The organism is Ruegeria sp. E1 (genome assembly GCF_056534225.1).
This window is the reverse complement of the sequence record NZ_JBQFPE010000001.1, coordinates 43,638-62,501: the sequence shown is the minus strand read 5'-3', so window position 1 is coordinate 62,501 and position 18,864 is coordinate 43,638. Positions and strand designations below refer to the sequence as shown.

Here is an 18,864-nt window from a genome sequence, read left to right as displayed (position 1 = left end):
AGATTTTTCCCTTTGTTGGACCGCGCCAATTGCACCGGGCATGGCACGTATCCTACATCTCGCTGTCAGAGATCAGCGTCAAACAGAAACCGGGATATTCGCGCCAAAAAGCGACGGATCAGTTGCCAATAATCACGCTGCCTGAGTATCCGATTGTTGGCGATTCCAAAGCTGTGCATATCGCCCTTCGCGCGCCAGCAACTCATCATGCGTGCCCTGCTCGATAATCTCGCCCTGCTCTAGCACAACAATCTGATCCGCTTCGGCGATGGTGCTGAGACGGTGCGCGATGGTAATCACCGTCCGCCCTTCGCCAGCGCGCGAGAGTGCGTCCTTGATGTCCTGCTCAGTGTCGGTATCCAGCGCCGAGGTCGCCTCATCCAGCAATAGGATCGGCGGATTTTTGAGAAGCGTTCGCGCGATACCAACACGCTGCTTTTCACCACCTGACAGTTTCAGGCCGCGCTCGCCGACCATGGTGTCATACCCTTGGGGCAGGCTTTTGATAAAGTCGTGGATCTGAGCGGCCTTGGCGGCATTTTCCACGTCCGCCTGGCTGGCCCCGTCCCGGCCATAGGCGATGTTATAGCGGATCGTGTCATTGAACAGGACCGTGTCCTGCGGAACCACGCCTATGGCCGCGTGCAGACTGGTTTGCGCAATGTCTCGAACGTCCTGCCCATCAACTTTCAGGGCACCACCAGTCACATCATAGAACCGGAACAGCAACCGCCCTATGGTGGATTTGCCTGACCCGGTCGCCCCCACAATCGCCACCGTTTGCCCCGCCGGAACGGTCAGAGAGACGCCCTTGAGGATTTCTCGGTCCGCTTCATAACCGAAACGCACATTTTCTAGCGTGATTTCCCCGCCATTTACTTTCAGGTTTGGTGCACAGGCCTTGTCAGTCACTTCAGCCGGTTGTTCCAGCAGATCAAACATCTGCCCCATATCGACCAGCGACTGACGAATTTCCCGATAGACCGTCCCCAGAAAATTCAGAGGCACGGTGATCTGGATCATGTAGGCATTGACCATGACAAAATCACCAACCGTCAGCGCGCCATTCTGAACACCAATAGCGGCCAGAACCATCACACCGATCAACCCGGCGGTGATCAGCATGGATTGACCAAAATTCAGAAAGGCCAGCGAATATGCCGTTTTCAATGCCGCTTGCGCATAGGCTTTCATCGACACATCATAGCGTTCAGCTTCGCGCATTTCCGCGTTAAAATATTTGACGGTTTCAAAGTTCAGCAGGCTGTCGATGGCGCGTTGATTGGCCTCGGTATCCTGATCGTTCATCTCGCGGCGCAGCTTCACCCGCCATTCGGTGACGGCAAACGTGAACCAGATATAAAGCGCAATCGTGGCTGCGACGACGACCAGATACCAGACATCGAACAGCCACATCAGGATGATGGCCACCAGCAAAAGTTCCAGGATCAGCGGCCCGATCGAGAACAGCAGAAAGCGCAGCAGGAATTCTACACCTTTGACGCCGCGTTCGATGATCCGGCTTAACCCGCCCGTGCGCCTTGATACATGATAGCGCATAGAAAGCTGATGGATGTGCTGAAAGGTCTCAAGCGCCAGCGCTCGCAAGGCCCGCTGCCCAACGGGTGCAAACAGAGCATCCCGTAACTGCTGGAACCCGACCGTCATCATACGCGCCACGCCATAGGCAACCGTCAGGCCAATCGCGCCCAATGCCAACGGTGGAACGCCTTCACCCGCCAGACTGTCCACCGCGCCTTTGTAAAGAATGGGGGTGTAAACGGCGATCAGTTTGGCCAGCACCAACATCGCCATGGCCAAAACGATCCGCCGTTTGACCCAGGGCTCATCAACAGGCCACAGATACGGGGCGACCTTACGAATGGTTCTCCACCCCGAGCGTCGTTCGTCCGGGGCCTGCATATCTTCGGAACGCATCGGAGGCGTTTTTCTCATCACGTACCTTAACTGCGGTCTGAGATTGGCTCCGGCCCGAAATGGGCCAGAGAAGGGTTTTTAGTCCGGAATCGTAAAGATTTGCCCAGGATAGATCAGGTCCGGGTCGCGAATCGCAGCGCGATTGGCTTCGAACAGTTTGACATACAAGACGCCGTCCCCGAACCGATCACGCGAAATCGCCCAAAGCGTATCGCCCTTTTGAACCGTAACCGACCGGATCGGGGCAACCTCACCCGTTGCGTCGGGGTCGGTGGCAACATCGGCTGCACGCAGGGTTTCAATCGGTTCGCGTTTGAACGGTGTCTCAATCCGGCTGACCACATCGCCTTCGGGTGAAACCTCGTCAACGCGCAGAGTGTACACACCGGGATCAACGCCTTCGATCTCACCGCGCCACTGACCGTCATCAACCGGATCGAGATCAGCCACCAGTTCGTTGTCCAGATAAAGGCGAACCGTCGATTCATCCTGAACACGGCCGGTCAGCTCAACCTCGCCGCTCTCGGAATAGCCAATCGTGTCCAGCGCGACCTGATCCGGCGGGGTTTCGTCCTCGGTTGGCGGTTGCACCAGTTCAACACCTTCCTGACCAGAACGCAGAATTGCAACCTGTTGATCTGTTTCTTCAGTCGTTTCTGGCGTTTCCTCGGTCGGGGTCACGTCATTTGGCACGGGGTCAGCGACCGCAGTTTCTGTTTCTTCTGCCGCAGAGCCTTCAGGAACCGGCGTCTCAGACGCCTCATTGCCCGGTACGTCCGCGGCGGTTTCGGCTTCGGGCACCTCTACCTGTGCGACGTCTTCCTCAACGGTCTCGGCGGGTGTCTCTGGCACGGCGGGTTGTGCCTGAGCAACCTCCGGAGCTTCCTCCTGCGGTTCAGGTTTTGGCAGGGCAGCAATCAGATAGTCGTCGGATTGCACGACCTTTTCGCCGCCTTCGGTTTCAAGAACCAATCCTCGTGCAGTGTCGGCAAATGGAATCGCCACAAACTCGGCAAACTGCCCACTGTCATCAACAGTAAAGCTGTGCACGGTTTCGCCATCCAGCACGACGTTGATTTTGGCACCGGGTTCGGCGTTGCCGGACAACAGAGCATTTCCGTCCGGTTCGACAAAGATCTGATCCAAAACGGGGGCTACGGCCGTTGCCAGAGTAGGTTCATCTTCTTCGGCAGGCTCTGCTTCAGGTGCCGGGGTTTCTGCCGTTTCCTCGTCCGCCTTGTTTTCTGCCGGTTGCGCCTCGGTTTGCGTTTCTTCGGCTGGCGCGGGCTCAGCAACGGGTTCCTGAACCGCAGTCTCAGCCTCCTGCGGCTGTGGTGCGGGGTCATTGCCAAACAGACCAGACATGTACAGACCACCTGCACTCAGCAGGGCGACGAGACCCGCAACCAGCCCCCAGACAAATGTTCCAGAGTTTCCGCTTCCCGATTTGGCGTTCATTCTGTTCCTTTCACTCCGCCCCGTAAATGCCCGGAGTGGCAAGCATTCCAACGGACGGTTGAGCCAATCTATCAATCCCGCTATCAGGGGTCAAAACCTCTGACACAAGCCCGGAGACGCCATTACATGCCCCAGAAATCCGTCTGTGTGTATTGCGGGTCACGCAATGGCACGAATCCGGCCTATTCACAGGCCGCCAGTCAATTCGGGACCTTGCTGGCCAAGGAAGGCTGGCGGCTGGTTTACGGGGCTGGCGATGTGGGTCTGATGGGAGAAGTCGCGCGTGCTGCGCAATCGGCTGGCGGCGATACGTTTGGTGTCATCCCGGTCCATTTGCTGCGACGCGAGGTCGGCAAAACCGACCTGACCCGCTTTGTCGTGACCGAGACAATGCATGAGCGTAAGAAGGTCATGATCATGAATGCCGACGCTGTGGTCGTCCTGCCCGGCGGCCCCGGTTCACTGGACGAGCTGTTCGAGGCGCTGACATGGCGCCAATTGGGCCTGCATGACAAACCCATTCTGGTGATGAATGTGGATGGGTACTGGGACGGCCTGCACAAGCTGCTGGACCACGTGATCAGTCAGGAATTCGCTGATCCGTCCTTGGCTGGGTTCATCACCTGGGCCGACAGCCCCGAAGCTGCCATATCCAGCCTGCGTGACCTGATCTGACAACGGGCGGCGCGGGCCGCCCGTGTTCATTGCCCCCTTACGCAGGTTTTGCCAGTCGCGTGGTCAGGATTTTCTCGACCTTGTGCAGTGGGTGATTGGTCAGTGTCTTATCGACCTCAGCCACCACCTTGGCCAGAACGTCACTGTGCAGCCTGCGGCGCAGCAGACCCAGCACATGCGGGCTGGCCACCAGAACCAGTCGTTTGAAAGCGCCCTTCAACCCCCGCCGGTTCAGCAAATTTGCCACATCCTGCACGAACAGAGATTTGGCATGGGTTTTCCACTGATCCTCTTCCACCGCGGATTTCTGGTTCGGCCCGCCATCATATCGACGTCCAGCCCGGTCTGTTGGCTTGGTGTTAGGAGCATCCGTTTCCTCAACCGACACAACAACCAGATTGGGATCCTGCGCGTCTGTGATGTTTTCCATCACCAACGCTTTTTCTCCGTCTGCGATGATAACCCATGTTCCCTGTTCAAGTGCTGCCATAGTGCTCTCCTGTTCAGAATGCTCTGCTGGTCCCCCGCTCGGCCGGCGCAACTTATCTGTCGCGCGATTGGTGTTTTCGCGCGTAACAGTGTTGCTTTTCAACTATTTGGCGGTTCTCTCCCTCCGCCTGCTATATAGCTAGGTATTGCCGCAGGCCGTACAATAGGTTCGGGTCCGAAAGTTGACGGATCGGCAAGATTTCACTTGTCAGGCAGACAGTTCAACAACCGTAATCTCGGGTGTCACTCCAAACCGAATTGGCAAAACCGAGCATCCAATTCCCCCAGACACAACCAGATCGCGGCCATTTTCACGGACATGCCCATAAGCGTACCGTTCGCCATAACGAGACGGCACGACCGGGGCCCGACCGAATAAACGAATTTGCCCGCCATGTGTGTGACCAGATACAGTCAACGCGACTTGATCGGGCAGATCTGGGAAGATGTCAGGCTCATGGGCCATCATGATGACCGGTGCGTTGTCAGTGATCTGTGCCATGGTAGCTGGCAAATCATCCAGACCTTGAGTTTGTCGCAAACCACGCCGTAACGCTCTTTGATCTTCAAGGCCTACCAGCCAAAATCCTGCACTTTCTAGCTTAGTTGCAGAGTTGGAAAGTACAGGTATCCCGCTTTGCTCCAGAGCCTCTGCAAACATGTTCGGACCACATCTGCGCCGTTGCGCATTTCGATCCTCCCACCAATCGTGATTTCCGAGAACAGCATACACACCTAAAGGAGCTTTGAGTTGCGCCAATATGGGCGCTATTTCCTCAATGCCGATCGAACGGGTCTCAAATTTGTGCCCCCGTGCAAAGTCGCCCGGCAACAAGATAAGGTCGGGTGCAATCGCGTTTGTGCGACGGACGATCTGCTTAATTCGATGAATACCCACAAAGGGTTCACCGGCGTGAAGGTCAGACACAACTGCGATGCGTAGCGGTGGAAGTGTCCAGTCATCACGTTGTATATGCCATTTGCGCACGCGCAACTTTAGTGCAGGCTCGATAAAGTAATTATACCCGGCACCAAAAAGGCCCGCTCGCTTGCGCGCCAGCAGGCCTTTCAGAAATCTCTTGCGATTCAATCAATCACATCCGCGATGCGACGTTTTCCCAGTTCACCAGATTGTCGAGGAAGTTCGACAGGTAAGCTGGACGCTTATTGCGGAAATCGATGTAGTACGAGTGCTCCCACACGTCACAACCCAGCAGAGCGGTCTGACCAAAGCACAGCGGGTTCACGCCGTTCTCGGTCTTGGTCACTGCCAGCGAGCCGTCTGCGTTCTTGACCAGCCATGCCCAGCCCGAGCCAAACTGACCAGCACCGGCTGCGCTAAACTGCGATTTGAACTCGTCAACCGAGCCGAAGCTTTCGGTCAGCGCCTTCTCCAGCTCACCGGGCATCGCGTCGCCGCCGGGGCCCATCATCTCCCAGAACTGGTTGTGGTTCCATAGCTGGCTGATGTTGTTGAAGATACCGTTCTGCGCGACGGCGTTTGCGTCGTAGGTGCCGACGATGATCTCTTCCAGCGATTTGCCGTCCCATTCAGTCCCAGCGATCAGCTTGTTGCCGTTGTCGACATAGGCCTTGTGGTGCAGGTCGTGGTGATATTCCAGTGTTTCCGCGGACATACCCTTGGCTGCCAGCGCGTCATGTGCATAAGGAAGATCAGGAAGTTCAAAAGCCATCTCGGCCCCCTGTTTTAATATAAGTTGCGGTTCCCAAGGTTACATGCTTTGGCAACCGCCGCAGGTCAAGAGCCGAGACAAGAAAACCCGGAGGTCCGCGATGCTGACACAGGCGCGCAAGATGTTTTACCGCGCCCGCGGCTACTATTCGGGCAATCTGAACGGCGAGCCCTTCCGCCTTGATCCCTATCACTCGAAGTTTTGGCGCAAGGCCACATCCGGCGCGTGGGAGCCCGAGACTTTTGCTGTTTTGGACCGGTTTCTCTCACCTGACCGCGACTATCTCGATATTGGTGCGTGGATCGGGCCCACCGTGCTTTATGGCGCGCGCAAAGCGCGACATGTGTGGTGTTTTGAACCGGACCCAACCGCATTCCGGCATCTTGCGTGGAACTTGGATCTCAACGGAATTCAGAACGTCTCGGCCTTTGGCGTTGCGCTGTCAGAACGATTCGGCATCGCGCGCATGGCTTCGGTACGGGGTGAGCCGGGGGATTCCACCAGTTCGCTACTGCACGATGGCGCGCATGGAAATGATGCGCTTACGATTGCATGGGATCAGTTCGAGGCTGTGAACGATCTGTCGCAGGTTTCGTTGGTCAAGATGGATATCGAGGGGGCAGAATTCATGGTTCTGCCAACTCTTATTCCCTTTTTGAAAGAACATCGCCCCGCATTGTATCTTTCGACACATGCGGGGCTTCTTGATCCGAGCAATCAAAAAGAGAGCATGGAAAAAATCGCCGAGCTTCTTTCCTTTTACCCGAACTGCCGATCAAGCGACAAAAACAGGGAAGGGTTTGAATGCTTTACCGAAGCCTCCGCCCTTTCCGGGTTTGAAACATTTTTACTCACGGCCTGAGACTTGCAAACAGCCATTACGCAGGTTGTCAGCTTAGAACAGGCTTTCAGATGGAACTGGTCTACAGGCACCCTTCCCATACGGACGAGTGGTCACATTAGCTTGCGGGAAACTAACCCTCATAGCGATGGCGTTAGTTCGTGGGTCGAGCGTTGCAGTGTAAGCAACCCTGTAGTCACCCGTCGTCTCTGCCCGCAGCGTAACCCGCCAAGACAAGCGATATTCGCCTTTGCGTGTTTCCTTGAATTTCGCGTCTGCCGGAGTTTCCGCAGCAATGTTTGCCAGTTCATTTGAAGCACGAATTGCCCCATCATAAGCCCGCGCACGTCTGCGATCAGCATCGACGCTCAGAAGAACTTTGCGTGGGATCCAGCCGCGATCCTGGGTGCTATTGAGATCGCATTCATAACTTTGAACATCCGCCTGCGCAGCAGTCGCGAACAAAACAAAGGTTGCAAAAAGAGAGGCTAGCTTCATACGATTTTCCTGTTTCGAAAGTATTGCCGCTTTCGTCTTGCGGCCCTCCCATGCCCCTTGTTGAGCGAATTGGAACTGGCGGAAGGTTTTAAACAATTGTTGTCGTTTGCGCGGCACGAGCCTTTCAAGTCACAAGGCTGCGCCTGGAAAATTGGTCACATTATCGAAAACGTACAGTCTGATTTCTTTCCATTCCTCCAGTACGATGATCAGACGCGTTATGCGCGAACTGACAAAAACACCTTCTCATTTTAGATGCAAGGAAACCGTGCTCGAATTCGTTGATTCAAACACGCGTTGATTGAAGAATATTGACGGCAATTGCCCAAGAAAAAACCGCCCGACAGGATCGGGCGGCATTGCATCTAATACTGAGGCGTAGGTCAGTATACCCCAACCTCACTACCCGGTTGCGCAGCGACCTTGAGCAGCTTGAACACATAGTCCGCAGTTGACCTGAAACAAACCACGCGGAAGGTCTCAGCGTCGTCCATCCAGAACGCGCCTGCGACCTGTGCCAGACGCGAGCGACGGATCTGGCCGGGTTGGAAGGCCTCAACCGACAACTCGACCGGTGCGACCTTTCCCAGCACCTCGCGGGCGCTACTGCCCGAGACACGGAACACCGCGCGGGCGTCCGAGACGTTCACCGCCAAAGCGTGGATGCCGCTGAGTGCATCTGCCATCGCGGCCAGTTTGGCCTCGACCTCGGCATAAGGCACCAGCACCAGCAACTCGTCCGAAGACATCCAAGCCACGCCGGTGTCACCTTTCACCAAAGCCTCACGCTGGCCGGGCATCTTCTGCCCGGTGGCGTCCTTGACGGCCTTGGCCAGCACTTTGTCGGACAGATCGCCACGAACGGTGATCATGCCTTGCAGGCCGCATTCTTCGACCTTTGCGATGCCTTCATAGCTGGCGTGGTTCAGTGCGCTGATGGGTTCAGACATTCTGCTTCTCCCCGTCCTTGTCGTAAAAGATCGGGTCCACGATCTTGGCTTTGTAGATTTTATCGTCCGTGCCCGGGAACTCGACAATTTCGCCCATGCGATCCGGCCCGTGCTTGATCAGGCCCATGGCGATACCCTTGCCCAGATTGGCCGAGTAATAGGTCGAGGTCACACGCCCGATCATATTGCGCTGACCATTGGCATTGACGCCCTCGCCCACCGCATAGGCACCGTCCGGCAGAACCGATCCATCCACAGTCTCAAGACCAACCAGTTTCCAACGCTCAGGGTCCGCCATGTGGCTGCGCGTATGTGCGCGTTTACCCAGATAGTCTTCTTTCTTCTTCGACAGCGCCCAGTGCAGCCCCAGATCCTGCGGGATCACGGTGCCGTCGGTCTCGTCGCCGATCATGATAAAGCCCTTCTCGGCCCGCAGGATGTGCAGACATTCGGTGCCATAAGGCATCACGCCGAACTCCTGACCTGCATCAATCAGAGCGTCCCAGAACGCCTGACCTTGTGAAGCCGGAACCGCGATCTCATAAGACAGCTCACCCGAGAACGAGATGCGATAGGCGCGCGCGTCGAACTCACCGATCTTGCCATCGCGCCATTCCATGAAGGGCAGCGCCTCTTTCGACAGGTCCATACCGCCGCCCGCTTGCGCGTTCAGCTTCTCAAGCACCTTACGGGCATTCGGCCCCACGACAGCGACCTGCGCGTATTGCTCGGTCACGTTGGCGACGTAGACTTTCCAGTCCCACCATTCGGTTTGCAGCCATTCTTCCATGTGGCCATGGATACGCTCGGCACCGCCGGTGGTGGTGTGACACAGCCATGTATCCTCGTCGATCCGGGCAACAACGCCGTCGTCGATCAAAAAGCCGTTTTCCGAACACATCAGGCCATAACGGCATTTGCCGACCTTCAGCGTGGACATCATGTTGGTGTACAGCATGTCCAGGAACTTGCCGGCATCTGGACCCTTGACGATCAGCTTGCCTAGCGTTGAGGCGTCCAGCAGGCCGAGGTTTTCACGGGTGTTCTTGACCTCGCGATTAACCGCGTCATGAACGGATTCACCGGGACGAACATAGGCATAGGTCCGGCGCCAGTGGCCGACCGGCTCCCAATCGGCGCCGTTCTTGTCGTGCCAGTTGTGCATAGGAGTCTGACGGATCGGCTGGAACACCTCACCACGCGCTTCACCGCCAATCGAAGCCATCGAGATGGGTGTGTAAGGCGGACGGAAGGTGGTTGTACCGACCTTAGGGATTTCCTTGTCCAATGCATCAGCAAGGATCGCCAAGCCGTTGATGTTGCTCAACTTACCCTGATCGGTCGCCATACCCAGCGTGGTGTAACGCTTGGTGTGCTCGACGCTTTCATAACCTTCGCGCGCTGCCAGTTGGACGTCCGAAACCTTGACATCATTCTGGAAGTCCAGCCACGATTTCATGCGTAGCTGAATGTCTGCATTCGCAGGCATTAGCCAGACCGCCGCCATCGGAGCCTCTTCGGTGGTCTCACCGGTCGGAGCCTTGGTGTTCTTCGGCTTGAAACCGGCGGCTTTTGCCGCCGATTTGCCAGCCGCATGTGCGTCGTTCAGAACCTCGCCCAGCGCCAGCGGTCCGTTCGAACTGCCAGCCGCCAGAACAAAGCCTTCGCCATCCGCACCCAGCGGAGGACGCGCGGGGTCGGGACGGAAATGGGCGTTCGCCTCATCCCAGATCAGCTTGCCGCCGCAATGCGACCACATGTGAACGACCGGCGACCAGCCACCCGACATGGCGACCGCGTCGCATTCGACCTCTTCCCGCGCGCCACCGATGCCGTCCTGATTGCAAAGATCGACCTTTTTGACGCGCTTGCCGCCTTTGACCTTGGCGATGGCCTTGCCGGGATCGACACGAATACCCAATTGACGGGCTTCCTCGGCCAGAGGCCCGGCGCTGTCGCGCGCATCAATCACGCGCAGAACATCTACACCGGCCTGTTTCAGGATGATCGCGGTGCGATAGCCGTCGTCATTATTGGTGGCAACGATAACACGCTCACCGGGGGTGACACCCCAGTTGACTACATAGTCACGCATGGCCGAGGCCAACATGACGCCCGGAACATCGTTGCCCGCGAAGGACAGCGGGCGTTCGATTGCACCAGTGGCGGTCACAACCTGTTTCGCACGGATGCGCCAAAGACGATGACGTGGACCCTGTGCGCCCGGGTTGTGGTCGGTCAAGCGCTCGTATCCCAGCACGTAACCGTGGTCATAGACTCCTGCCCCCATGCAGCGATTGCGCATGGTAACATTGTCCATTGTTTCCAGTTCGGAAACCAATTGTTCCACGAACTTATCCACAGGCTGCCCATCGACGATACCGCCGTCAACCGGAGCCCGACCACCCCAATGTGCGGTCTGCTCGATCAACAGAACCTTGGCGCCAGATTGTGCAGCCGCCTTCGCGGCCTGCAGACCCGCGACACCACCGCCGATGACCAAAACATCGGTGAAGGCGTAGAAGTGTTCGTAAGTATCCGCATCGCGCGAGTCTTTGTCGGGCGCTTTGCCCAGACCGGCAGACTGACGGATGAACGGCTCGTAGACGTGTTTCCAGAACGGTTTCGGATGGATGAACATCTTGTAATAGAAACCGGCAGGCAGGAACCGCGATAGATGCGTGTTGATCGCGCCCACGTCGAATTCCAGGTTCGGCCAATGGTTCTGCGACACGGATGTCAGGCCATTGAACAGCTCGGTGGTGGTGGCGCGCTGGTTCGGCTCGAACCGATTGCCTTCGCCCAGACCGACCAGAGCGTTGGGTTCTTCCGCGCCGCTGGCCACCATGCCGCGGGGACGGTGATACTTGAACGATCTGCCAACCATCATCTGGTCGTTTGCCAGCAGCGCCGAGGCAAGCGTGTCGCCCTCGTAGCCCTGCATCGAGGTGCCGTTGAAGGTAAAGGAAACCTGTTTCGACCGGTCAATCAGACGGCCTTGTTTTGCGAGACGGGTGCTCATGGTGCGGACCTTTCGCATGTGGAGGCGTCGGAGCCTCCGGCGGGAGTATTTTTGAAAAGATGAAGCATCAGGAGAATTCTCTCCACGACCAGCCGGGGCGCTTGGCCGCGATGGCATCCTTGATCTCTTGCGGCGGCTCGGTGGTTTGGGCGGAATAGGTACCAAACACCTCGAGCGTCTGCGTGCAGCGGGCGGCGTGGAACCACTTGCCGCAGCCATTGGCGTGACGCCAACGTTCGAAATGAACGCCTTTGGGGTTTTCGCGCATGAACAGATAGTCGTGGAACTCATCATCCGACGAGCCGGGGCCGAAACGCTTCAGATGCGCTTCGCCGCCAGCGGCCAGTTCGGTTTCTTCGGCATCGACGCCGCAACAGGGGCAATTCAGGATCAGCATTTGGTCATCCTTTTGTCGGTCGGTCGGCACGCGAGCCGGCCAGTATTCTTTGGGAAGGCTACTTTGGGCGAAGCCCTTAGTGCGCCACCCCGGCGGCGACGCTTTCGTCGATAAAGCGGCCCTCTTTGAAGCGGTCCATGGTGAAGGCTTCGGTCAGCGGTGAATGGCCCGTGGCCATCAGCTGCGCCATGCCCCAACCAGACCCCGGAATGGCCTTGAAGCCACCGGTGCCCCAGCCGCCGTTGATAAAGCAACCCTGCAGCGGCGTTTTCGACAGGATCGGAGACCGGTCGCCGGTCATATCCACGATCCCGCCCCACTGGCGCAGCATCTTCAGGCGCGAGATCATCGGGAAGGTTTCGACCAGTGCACGCACGGTTTCCTCAATGTGATGGAACGAGCCGCGCTGGGTGAAGTTGTTGAACCCGTCGGTGCCGCCGCCGATCACCATCTCGCCTTTGTCCGACTGAGACATATAGCCATGAACGGTGTTGGCCATCACGACCACGTCCATGCAGGGCTTGATAGGCTCGGAGACCAGCGCCTGCAGTGCAACTGCTTCAAGCGGCAGACGGAAGCCCGCCATCTCGGCCAGCTGGCCGGAATGGCCCGCGACCACGATGCCCAGCTTGTCACAGTCGATGGCGCCTTTGGTGGTGTCGACGCCGACAACGCGGCCGTTTTCCTGACGAACGCCGGTGACTTCGCATTGCTGGATGATGTCCATGCCCATAGCCGAACAGGCACGCGCATAGCCCCACGCCACCGCATCGTGACGCGCGGTGCCGCCACGTTCCTGCCAGAGACCACCCAGAACCGGATAGCGTGGACCTTCCAGGTTGATGATCGGAACCAGCTCTTTCACGCGCTCGGGGCCGATCCACTCGGTCTTAACCCCTTGCAAGGCGTTGGCGTGCGCCGTGCGCTGATAGCCGCGAATCTCGTGCTGGGTCTGGGCCAGCATGATCACGCCACGCGGGCTGAACATGATGTTATAGTTCAGATCCTGGCTCAGATCCTCGTACAGGCTGCGCGCCTTTTCATAGATCGCCGCCGACGGATCCTGCAGGTAGTTCGACCGGATGATGGTTGTGTTCCGCCCGGTGTTGCCACCGCCCAGCCAGCCTTTTTCGATCACTGCGACATTCTGGATGCCATAATTCTTGCCCAGATAATATGCAGTCGCCAGACCGTGGCCGCCTGCGCCGACAATTATGACATCATACCGTTTTTTCGGCTCTGGCGAACGCCAGGCCCGTTCCCATCCGGTGTGATAACGCAGCGCCTCACGCGCCACTGCAAAGGCTGAATAGTGTTTCATGAGCGAATCCGTCCGGTCTTGGATGATTGGGCGCAGATATGCCGCGCGCGCGCATTCTACCCGCGCCGCGCAACGTCACAATATCGCATTATTGCGACATGAGCGCGCTTCGCGGCCTTTTGTCCCTTTTTTCACGCGCCTTGCAGGGCTAAGTCAGGGCATCCAACGCCGGAGGGACAATGACGTTCTGGGTTATCGCTTTCTTTGTCGCACTGCTGATCACGGGCTTTCTGGGCGCGCCACTGCTGCGGCGCCGGCAAACGGATAAACCTACTGCCGCCTATGATCTGCGGGTGTACCGTGAACAACTGGCTGGCGTGGATCGAGATCTGGCGCGTGGCGTCATCGCGAAAGCAGATGCCGAGAGGGTGCGCACGGAAATTTCGCGCCGCATTCTGGCTGCGGATGCGCAAGCAAAACACCAGAGCGTGGCAAGCGGGCCATCCAGGTCCGTTTCGACCATCGCCATGATCCTGATGGCGGTGATACTGGTCGGTGGCACGCTCGTTCTCTATCGGCAGATGGGCGCTGCCGGCTTTCCCGACATGCCGCTTTCTGCGCGGCTGGAAATGGCTGAAGACCTGCGCACGAACCGGCCCAGCCAGCCCGAGCTTGAAAGCATGCTCGCACCTGTGGCTGCCCCTGCATTAGACGAAAGCTACGCCAACCTGCTGCGGCAATTGCGCGACACCGTGGCGGGGCGACCGGATGACATTCAGGGCCATATTCTTTTGGCCCAGCATGAAACCAATGCCGGGAATTTCAAGGCCGGGTATGAAGCCCAAAAGCGGGTCATCGAATTGTCCGGAGACGCCGCCTCGGCCGCAGCCTACGCTGATCTGGCCGAGATGATGATCCTCGCCGCCAGCGGGAATGTTTCACCTGAGGCCGAAGCCGCCCTGCAACAGGCACTTGAACGAGATCCCGATCTTGGACCGGCTCGGTATTACTGGGGGCTGATGTTGGCGCAGACTGGGCGGCCTGATCTGGCCTATCGCGTTTGGGCCGACACGCTGCGCACCGCCCCTGCGGGTGCCCCGTGGGCAAACATCATTCGCGGTCAGATTGAAGAGCTTGCCTATCGCGCTGGCGTCTTCAACGCGCCGGATCTGGGCGCAGCCCCCGCTGCCCCCGGCCCCTCGCAAGAAGACATGCAGGCCGCATCCGAACTGACTCCGGAAGAACGTCAGGAGATGATCCTTGGCATGGTCAACCAACTGTCGGACCGGTTGGCGACAGAAGGCGGCGCACCCGAGGAATGGGCGCGGCTGATCGCAGCCCTTGGTGTTCTGGGCGACACCGAACGCGCGCAGAACATACGCAACGAAGCGTTGGCCGTGTTTGCAGACAACAATGCAGCATTGGACATAATTCAGGCTGCTGCGGAACGCGCGGGACTGGCGCCATGATCCATGATGAATTTTCCGATTTCGCCGCCAGTTTGCCTGCGATGCGCGCACTAATGGGGCTGGATCTGGGTGACAAGACCATTGGTGTTGCCGTGTCGGACCGAATGCGGACGGTCGCAAGCCCGCTTGAAACGGTTCGGCGCAAGAAATTTACATTGGATTCTGCGCGCCTTATCGAAATCGTGACCGATCGCGAGATTGGAGGCATCCTGCTGGGTCTGCCCAGAAACATGGACGGATCGGAAGGGCCTCGGTGCCAATCCACCCGTGCATTTGCCCGAAATCTGACGCGTTTGACCGATTTGCCCATCGGGTTTTGGGACGAACGGCTTAGCACGGTTGCGGCAGAAAAAGCACTTCTTGAGGCGGATACGACACGAAAACGTCGCGGACAGGTTATTGATCACGTCGCCGCCGGTTATATCTTGCAAGGAGCGCTGGACAGGCTGCGCTTTTTGTAACAGATCGGATCACGCGGATGACAAACATGGTTTGGAAACGGAACGAGGTCGAAAGCCCTTGCGTCCAAATCTGCGTTGTTCACCCAACCGAACGTATCTGCACCGGATGTTATCGCACCATTGACGAGATTACGCGCTGGTCAAAAATGGACAGTTCCGAGCGTGCTGAAATCATGCAGGACTTGCCAGACCGAAAGCCCCGACTTGCCAAACGGCGCGGTGGTCGCGCCGCCCGGCTAAGCCGGGACTAAGCGTCAATCGGGTCAACCTGCAGCAAGCCAGGATTTGGCGTTTTCATAATCCTCTGCCGAGAAATACTCGGTCCGTGCGCCCAGAACGTGGCTCGCCATGCGTTGCGCCATCTTTTGCCAGGTCTTGTCACCCACAATCGCGGCCCGGTCCAACAGTCCTATATGCCCGGCAGCCAACCGGAAATGCGCAGCCATGGCGGTCAGCCCCTGCCAGCCGTCAAATTCACGAAGGTCGATCAGCAGACGAAACCCCTCGCGTTCGCTTAACATGGCGTCTAGATCGCTTTGCGCCTGTTTGTATTCCTCGGAATCCAGCTTGCCCATCAGGCTGATCTGTACGCATGGCCCGCCAAGGTCGATGACATGGATGGCCCCCAGCGACTCGCGAATCCAACGGCGTGCTTCTTCCAGATCCTCCATCGCGAACACCTGGACCGGACAAGGCAGGATCGGCGCGGCCAGACGGATGCTGGTCTGGACCCAGCGCTGATCGGCAACAACGCCGATCCGGTCGAACCCGCGCCAGTGGCTGAGGCCAAGCTTGGTGTCGGACCATGCCGCCCCCAGATCATAGCCCTTGAACTCGGGCGTTATGATCGCCAGCAGGCGGATTGCATCGTGATCCCTCAACGCTGCCTCAATCGCGGGAACCAGCGTTGCCGCGTAGTCCGCGCTTGTCACCTCACCCGACAATTCCACCTCGATCAGCGCACCGTCAGAATTCGCATGGACCGTAATCATCTCAAATAACCTCCAAAGCCAAGCAATGGCAGGAGGTTAGGCCGATTCAAGCCATTGCGCTACACCGCCCGGCATTTCGGGGCGGAAATAGGCGATCATCCGTCCATCTGATCCGGCAGTCGCGTTTTCGCCCCATGGCGCGACGCCGTGCAAACAGTGGCGATGCAGCACATATGTCTCGCCCGGCTGCGCAGCCAGTTCGATCCTCGGGCAGCGTTCGAACACCTCGCGGCGGGCTGCCTGATAGATTGCGGTCAGATCAGTCTGACCCAGCGCCTGCGGCGGAATATCTGCCAGAGCGCGCCTGAACGCCTCCCCCATAATTTTGTGGCTGCCTTCCCACACGACCATCGGCGATGCATCAGCACTGGCTTTGGTCAAGGGAATACCCAGCACCCAGGCGTGCGGCTCGTCCACATGCCGCCGCCGGTCGGGGCCTGTGGGTTTCAAACCATCCACATGCGCCGCATCCCGTTTTGCACGATAGCGGCTGGCCGCCTCGCCCTCGCCGCGCCGAGGACGCGGATAGCCCGGATAGATCACCGAAACCTGCGCCTTGTGCAGATCGATCTGGCCGTAGCGCTGTGTCACAAATTCCATGGCCGCCCCGGTCAAGGGCTCGGACCCGGCAACGCTGCCCTGCCCGTCATTGTCCAAAGCATCAACGCCGATAAACCAGGTGCCCTCGCAATCATGCCACTGAGCATGTGCCGGGTTCGTAACCGAAGCCCGCGCGGACGGCAAAACCTGCCTTACCCAATCCGCAACCGCCGCGTCATGCGCAAAGGCAACCCATCCGGCATCATCAAATGACCCTACCACCCCAAAGCCTTTCGCAGCATGTTCAGCGCAACCAGAGTCAGGAACACCGCAAAGACGCGCTTTAGCGGCTTTGGATCCATCGCATGAGCCAGTTTGACACCCCAAGGTGTAGTGATCATCGTCATCGCAATTACGATGCCGAATGCAATCAGGTTCACTGCGCCAATCGTAAAAGGAGGCCGATGTTCCGGCGCGATGTCGAGGAATAGAAAGCCCAGAACCGATGGCACTGCGATAATGACCCCAAAACCGGCAGCGGTCGCGACAGCCCTGTGTATGGGTGTGTTGTAAAGGCTCATCAGAGGCACGCCGAAACTGCCGCCGCCAATGCCCATGAGTACAGATAGAAAGCCCACCGAGGGCGACAGAACAACCCGACGCGTGCCTTTGGGCATCGCGTCACCCAGCCGCCATTCGGATTTACCCAGCCCCAGATACGCTCCGATGACCATTCCCAGCAGACCGAACAACGCCTGCAGTATTTCGGTCCTCAAAGACGACGCAACCAGAACACCCAATACTGCGCCAATGGCGATGCCCGGACCCCAACCCCGTAGAATGCCCCAATCGACAGCCCCCTTTTTGTTGTGGCTCATCACTGATCTGAGCGAGGTCACGATGATGGTTGCCAGCGACGTTGCCAGACACAGTTGCATAAGCTGTGGGCCACCATAGCCAAGGGTCTGAAACGCATAGAAAAAGGCGGGCACCAGAACGATGCCGCCACCGACCCCCAACAGACCTGCCAAAACCCCGGCAACGGCCCCGATGACAAGCAAAAGGCCCAGCATATGGGCCAACAACATCGTTTCGGTCATCCATCCCCCCAATACCGGTGTCAAACTGCCTGATTCACCTCTGTCAGAGGTATCACGCTCTGCAAGGCCTGCAACAATACCTCAGGTCCAGCATTCTCTTGCACCGCCCCTTCGGATAACGTTCTGCGCCAGCCGCGCGCGCCCGGACGCCCCGCAAAAAGGCCCAGCATATGCCGGGTGATCTGGTGCAAGCGTCCCCCTGCGGCAAGGTGATTTTCAATGTAGGGCACCATTTTGTGAACCACATCAAAAGGATCAATCGCCTCTCCGGCCTGGAAAACCCGACTGTCCGCTTCGGCCAGAATGTCAGCGGGCTGATGATAGGCCGCGCGCCCGATCATCACGCCATCCAGACCGGCCTCAAGCTGAGCCTGCGCCTGCTCCAGCGTCGTGATACCCCCGTTGAGTGAGATATGCAGATCAGGAAACGCCGCCTTCATCTGGTGAACCAGATCATAGTCCAAGGGCGGAATATCCCTGTTTTCTTTTGGGCTTAACCCCTGAAGCCAAGCCTTGCGCGCATGAACGATCACGCGCGTACAGCCGGCTGCTCGGATCTGCTCGAGAAACTGCGGAAGTATCTCTGCCGGGTCTTGCTCATCAACGCCGATCCGGCATTTGACTGTTACATCAACGGTCACAACTTCTCGCATCGCGCTGACGCATTCTGCGACGCGGCCTGGTTCCTTCATCAATACGGCACCAAAAGTCCCTGACTGCACCCGATCAGAAGGGCATCCGCAGTTCAGGTTGATCTCATCATATCCGGCATCTGCCCCAAGAATTGCCGCCTGCGCCAGTTCACCCGGATCCGATCCGCCCAGCTGCAGTGCCACGGGATGTTCTTGAGGGCTATGGTCCAGCAGATGTAACGCACCGCCACGCAGTAAGGCCGGGGCTGTTACCATTTCAGTATAGAGCAACGCCTGCGCGCTGAGCAGCCGGTGGAAATAGCGACAATGGCGATCTGTCCAGTCCATCATGGGTGCCACACTTAGACGTGCAGCGCTGGTTACCGAATTTTGCACCGTCAGTACTCCGTTTCACTCAGGCTACGCAATCCGGAGGTATGCCTAAAT

Annotated in this window: 19 protein-coding genes; 5 read left to right on the top strand and 14 right to left on the bottom strand. The window is 58.0% G+C overall.

The features are described from left to right. Nucleotides 1–132 precede the first annotated feature (132 nt). Both ACR0FG_RS00295 and ACR0FG_RS00290 read right to left on the bottom strand, forming a co-directional pair. A complete protein-coding gene (locus tag ACR0FG_RS00295) occupies nt 133–1,938 on the bottom strand; it encodes an ABCB family ABC transporter ATP-binding protein/permease (protein ID WP_480889533.1) in 1,806 nt (601 codons plus the stop codon). A gap of 78 nt (nt 1,939–2,016) precedes the next feature. Beyond that, nucleotides 2,017–3,396, bottom strand: coding sequence for a LysM peptidoglycan-binding domain-containing protein (locus ACR0FG_RS00290; protein WP_480888996.1), 1,380 nt, complete (start codon nt 3,394–3,396; stop codon nt 2,017–2,019). Nucleotides 3,397–3,522: 126 nt separating this feature from the next. On the opposite strand from ACR0FG_RS00290, the gene ACR0FG_RS00285 reads away from it, so the two are divergent. Next, complete coding sequence (locus ACR0FG_RS00285; RefSeq protein WP_480888994.1) at nt 3,523–4,071, top strand: LOG family protein; 549 nt, start codon at nt 3,523–3,525, stop codon at nt 4,069–4,071. A 37-nt stretch (nt 4,072–4,108) separates the two neighbouring features. Here the strand turns inward: ACR0FG_RS00285 and ACR0FG_RS00280 are convergent, their stop codons facing one another. From ACR0FG_RS00280 to ACR0FG_RS00270, 3 genes are all read right to left on the bottom strand, one after another. Then, nucleotides 4,109–4,561, bottom strand: a complete 453-nt coding sequence (locus ACR0FG_RS00280; protein ID WP_480888993.1) for a baeRF12 domain-containing protein — start codon at nt 4,559–4,561, stop codon at nt 4,109–4,111. A gap of 207 nt (nt 4,562–4,768) precedes the next feature. Then, the gene (locus ACR0FG_RS00275; RefSeq protein ID WP_480888992.1) at nt 4,769–5,650 is read right to left on the bottom strand and encodes a metallophosphoesterase; all 882 of its coding nucleotides are present in this window, start codon (nt 5,648–5,650) and stop codon (nt 4,769–4,771) included. 4 nt (nt 5,651–5,654) lie between these two features. Next, a complete protein-coding gene (locus tag ACR0FG_RS00270; protein WP_480888990.1) occupies nt 5,655–6,254 on the bottom strand; it encodes a superoxide dismutase in 600 nt (199 codons plus the stop codon). Nucleotides 6,255–6,354: 100 nt separating this feature from the next. Here ACR0FG_RS00270 and ACR0FG_RS00265 point away from each other — a divergent pair, with 100 nt between their 5' ends. Next, a complete protein-coding gene (locus tag ACR0FG_RS00265) occupies nt 6,355–7,116 on the top strand; it encodes an FkbM family methyltransferase (protein WP_480888989.1) in 762 nt (253 codons plus the stop codon). A 33-nt stretch (nt 7,117–7,149) separates the two neighbouring features. Here the strand turns inward: ACR0FG_RS00265 and ACR0FG_RS00260 are convergent, their stop codons facing one another. The 5 genes from ACR0FG_RS00260 to ACR0FG_RS00240 form a co-directional block, all read right to left on the bottom strand. Continuing rightward, a complete protein-coding gene (locus tag ACR0FG_RS00260; protein ID WP_170713605.1) occupies nt 7,150–7,710 on the bottom strand; it encodes a hypothetical protein in 561 nt (186 codons plus the stop codon). Nucleotides 7,711–7,976: 266 nt separating this feature from the next. Further along, entirely contained in the window at nt 7,977–8,543 is a 567-nt protein-coding gene (locus ACR0FG_RS00255) for a sarcosine oxidase subunit gamma (protein WP_480888987.1), read from the bottom strand. Continuing rightward, nucleotides 8,536–11,565 (bottom strand): sarcosine oxidase subunit alpha family protein, encoded by a 3,030-nt coding sequence (locus tag ACR0FG_RS00250; RefSeq protein WP_480888986.1) that lies wholly within the window; start codon nt 11,563–11,565, stop codon nt 8,536–8,538. Before ACR0FG_RS00250 ends, ACR0FG_RS00255 begins: the two co-directional genes overlap by 8 nt. Before the next feature lie 67 nt (nt 11,566–11,632). After that, nucleotides 11,633–11,962: a sarcosine oxidase subunit delta gene (locus ACR0FG_RS00245; RefSeq protein ID WP_480888985.1), complete on the bottom strand. Its 330-nt coding sequence runs from the start codon at nt 11,960–11,962 to the stop codon at nt 11,633–11,635. A 76-nt stretch (nt 11,963–12,038) separates the two neighbouring features. Next, entirely contained in the window at nt 12,039–13,283 is a 1,245-nt protein-coding gene (locus ACR0FG_RS00240; protein ID WP_170713599.1) for a sarcosine oxidase subunit beta family protein, read from the bottom strand. A 179-nt stretch (nt 13,284–13,462) separates the two neighbouring features. Here ACR0FG_RS00240 and ccmI point away from each other — a divergent pair, with 179 nt between their 5' ends. Genes ccmI through ACR0FG_RS00225 form a run of 3 tightly spaced genes read left to right on the top strand, consistent with a single transcriptional unit; the run spans nt 13,463 to nt 15,404 of the window. Then, complete coding sequence (ccmI, locus tag ACR0FG_RS00235) at nt 13,463–14,692, top strand: c-type cytochrome biogenesis protein CcmI (protein WP_480888984.1); 1,230 nt, start codon at nt 13,463–13,465, stop codon at nt 14,690–14,692. Then, the gene (ruvX, locus tag ACR0FG_RS00230; protein ID WP_170713594.1) at nt 14,689–15,153 is read left to right on the top strand and encodes a Holliday junction resolvase RuvX; all 465 of its coding nucleotides are present in this window, start codon (nt 14,689–14,691) and stop codon (nt 15,151–15,153) included. Before ccmI ends, ruvX begins: the two co-directional genes overlap by 4 nt. 17 nt (nt 15,154–15,170) lie before the next feature. Then, entirely contained in the window at nt 15,171–15,404 is a 234-nt protein-coding gene (locus ACR0FG_RS00225; RefSeq protein WP_170713592.1) for a DUF1289 domain-containing protein, read from the top strand. Nucleotides 15,405–15,416: 12 nt separating this feature from the next. Here ACR0FG_RS00225 and ACR0FG_RS00220 read toward each other — a convergent pair whose 3' ends face one another. The 4 genes from ACR0FG_RS00220 to dusA are packed head-to-tail and all read right to left on the bottom strand — an operon-like array spanning nt 15,417 to nt 18,813. Then, on the bottom strand, nt 15,417–16,145 hold the full coding sequence (locus ACR0FG_RS00220; RefSeq protein WP_480888983.1) for a SpoIIAA family protein: 729 nt from the start codon (nt 16,143–16,145) through the stop codon (nt 15,417–15,419). 36 nt (nt 16,146–16,181) lie between these two features. After that, nucleotides 16,182–16,967, bottom strand: a complete 786-nt coding sequence (locus ACR0FG_RS00215) for a hypothetical protein (protein ID WP_480888981.1) — start codon at nt 16,965–16,967, stop codon at nt 16,182–16,184. After that, on the bottom strand, nt 16,961–17,785 hold the full coding sequence (locus tag ACR0FG_RS00210) for a sulfite exporter TauE/SafE family protein (RefSeq protein ID WP_480888979.1): 825 nt from the start codon (nt 17,783–17,785) through the stop codon (nt 16,961–16,963). Before ACR0FG_RS00210 ends, ACR0FG_RS00215 begins: the two co-directional genes overlap by 7 nt. A gap of 20 nt (nt 17,786–17,805) precedes the next feature. After that, nucleotides 17,806–18,813 carry a tRNA dihydrouridine(20/20a) synthase DusA gene (gene dusA / locus ACR0FG_RS00205; protein ID WP_480888977.1) on the bottom strand — a complete coding sequence of 336 codons (1,008 nt, stop codon included), beginning with the start codon at nt 18,811–18,813 and terminating at the stop codon, nt 17,806–17,808. Nucleotides 18,814–18,864 lie beyond the last annotated feature (51 nt).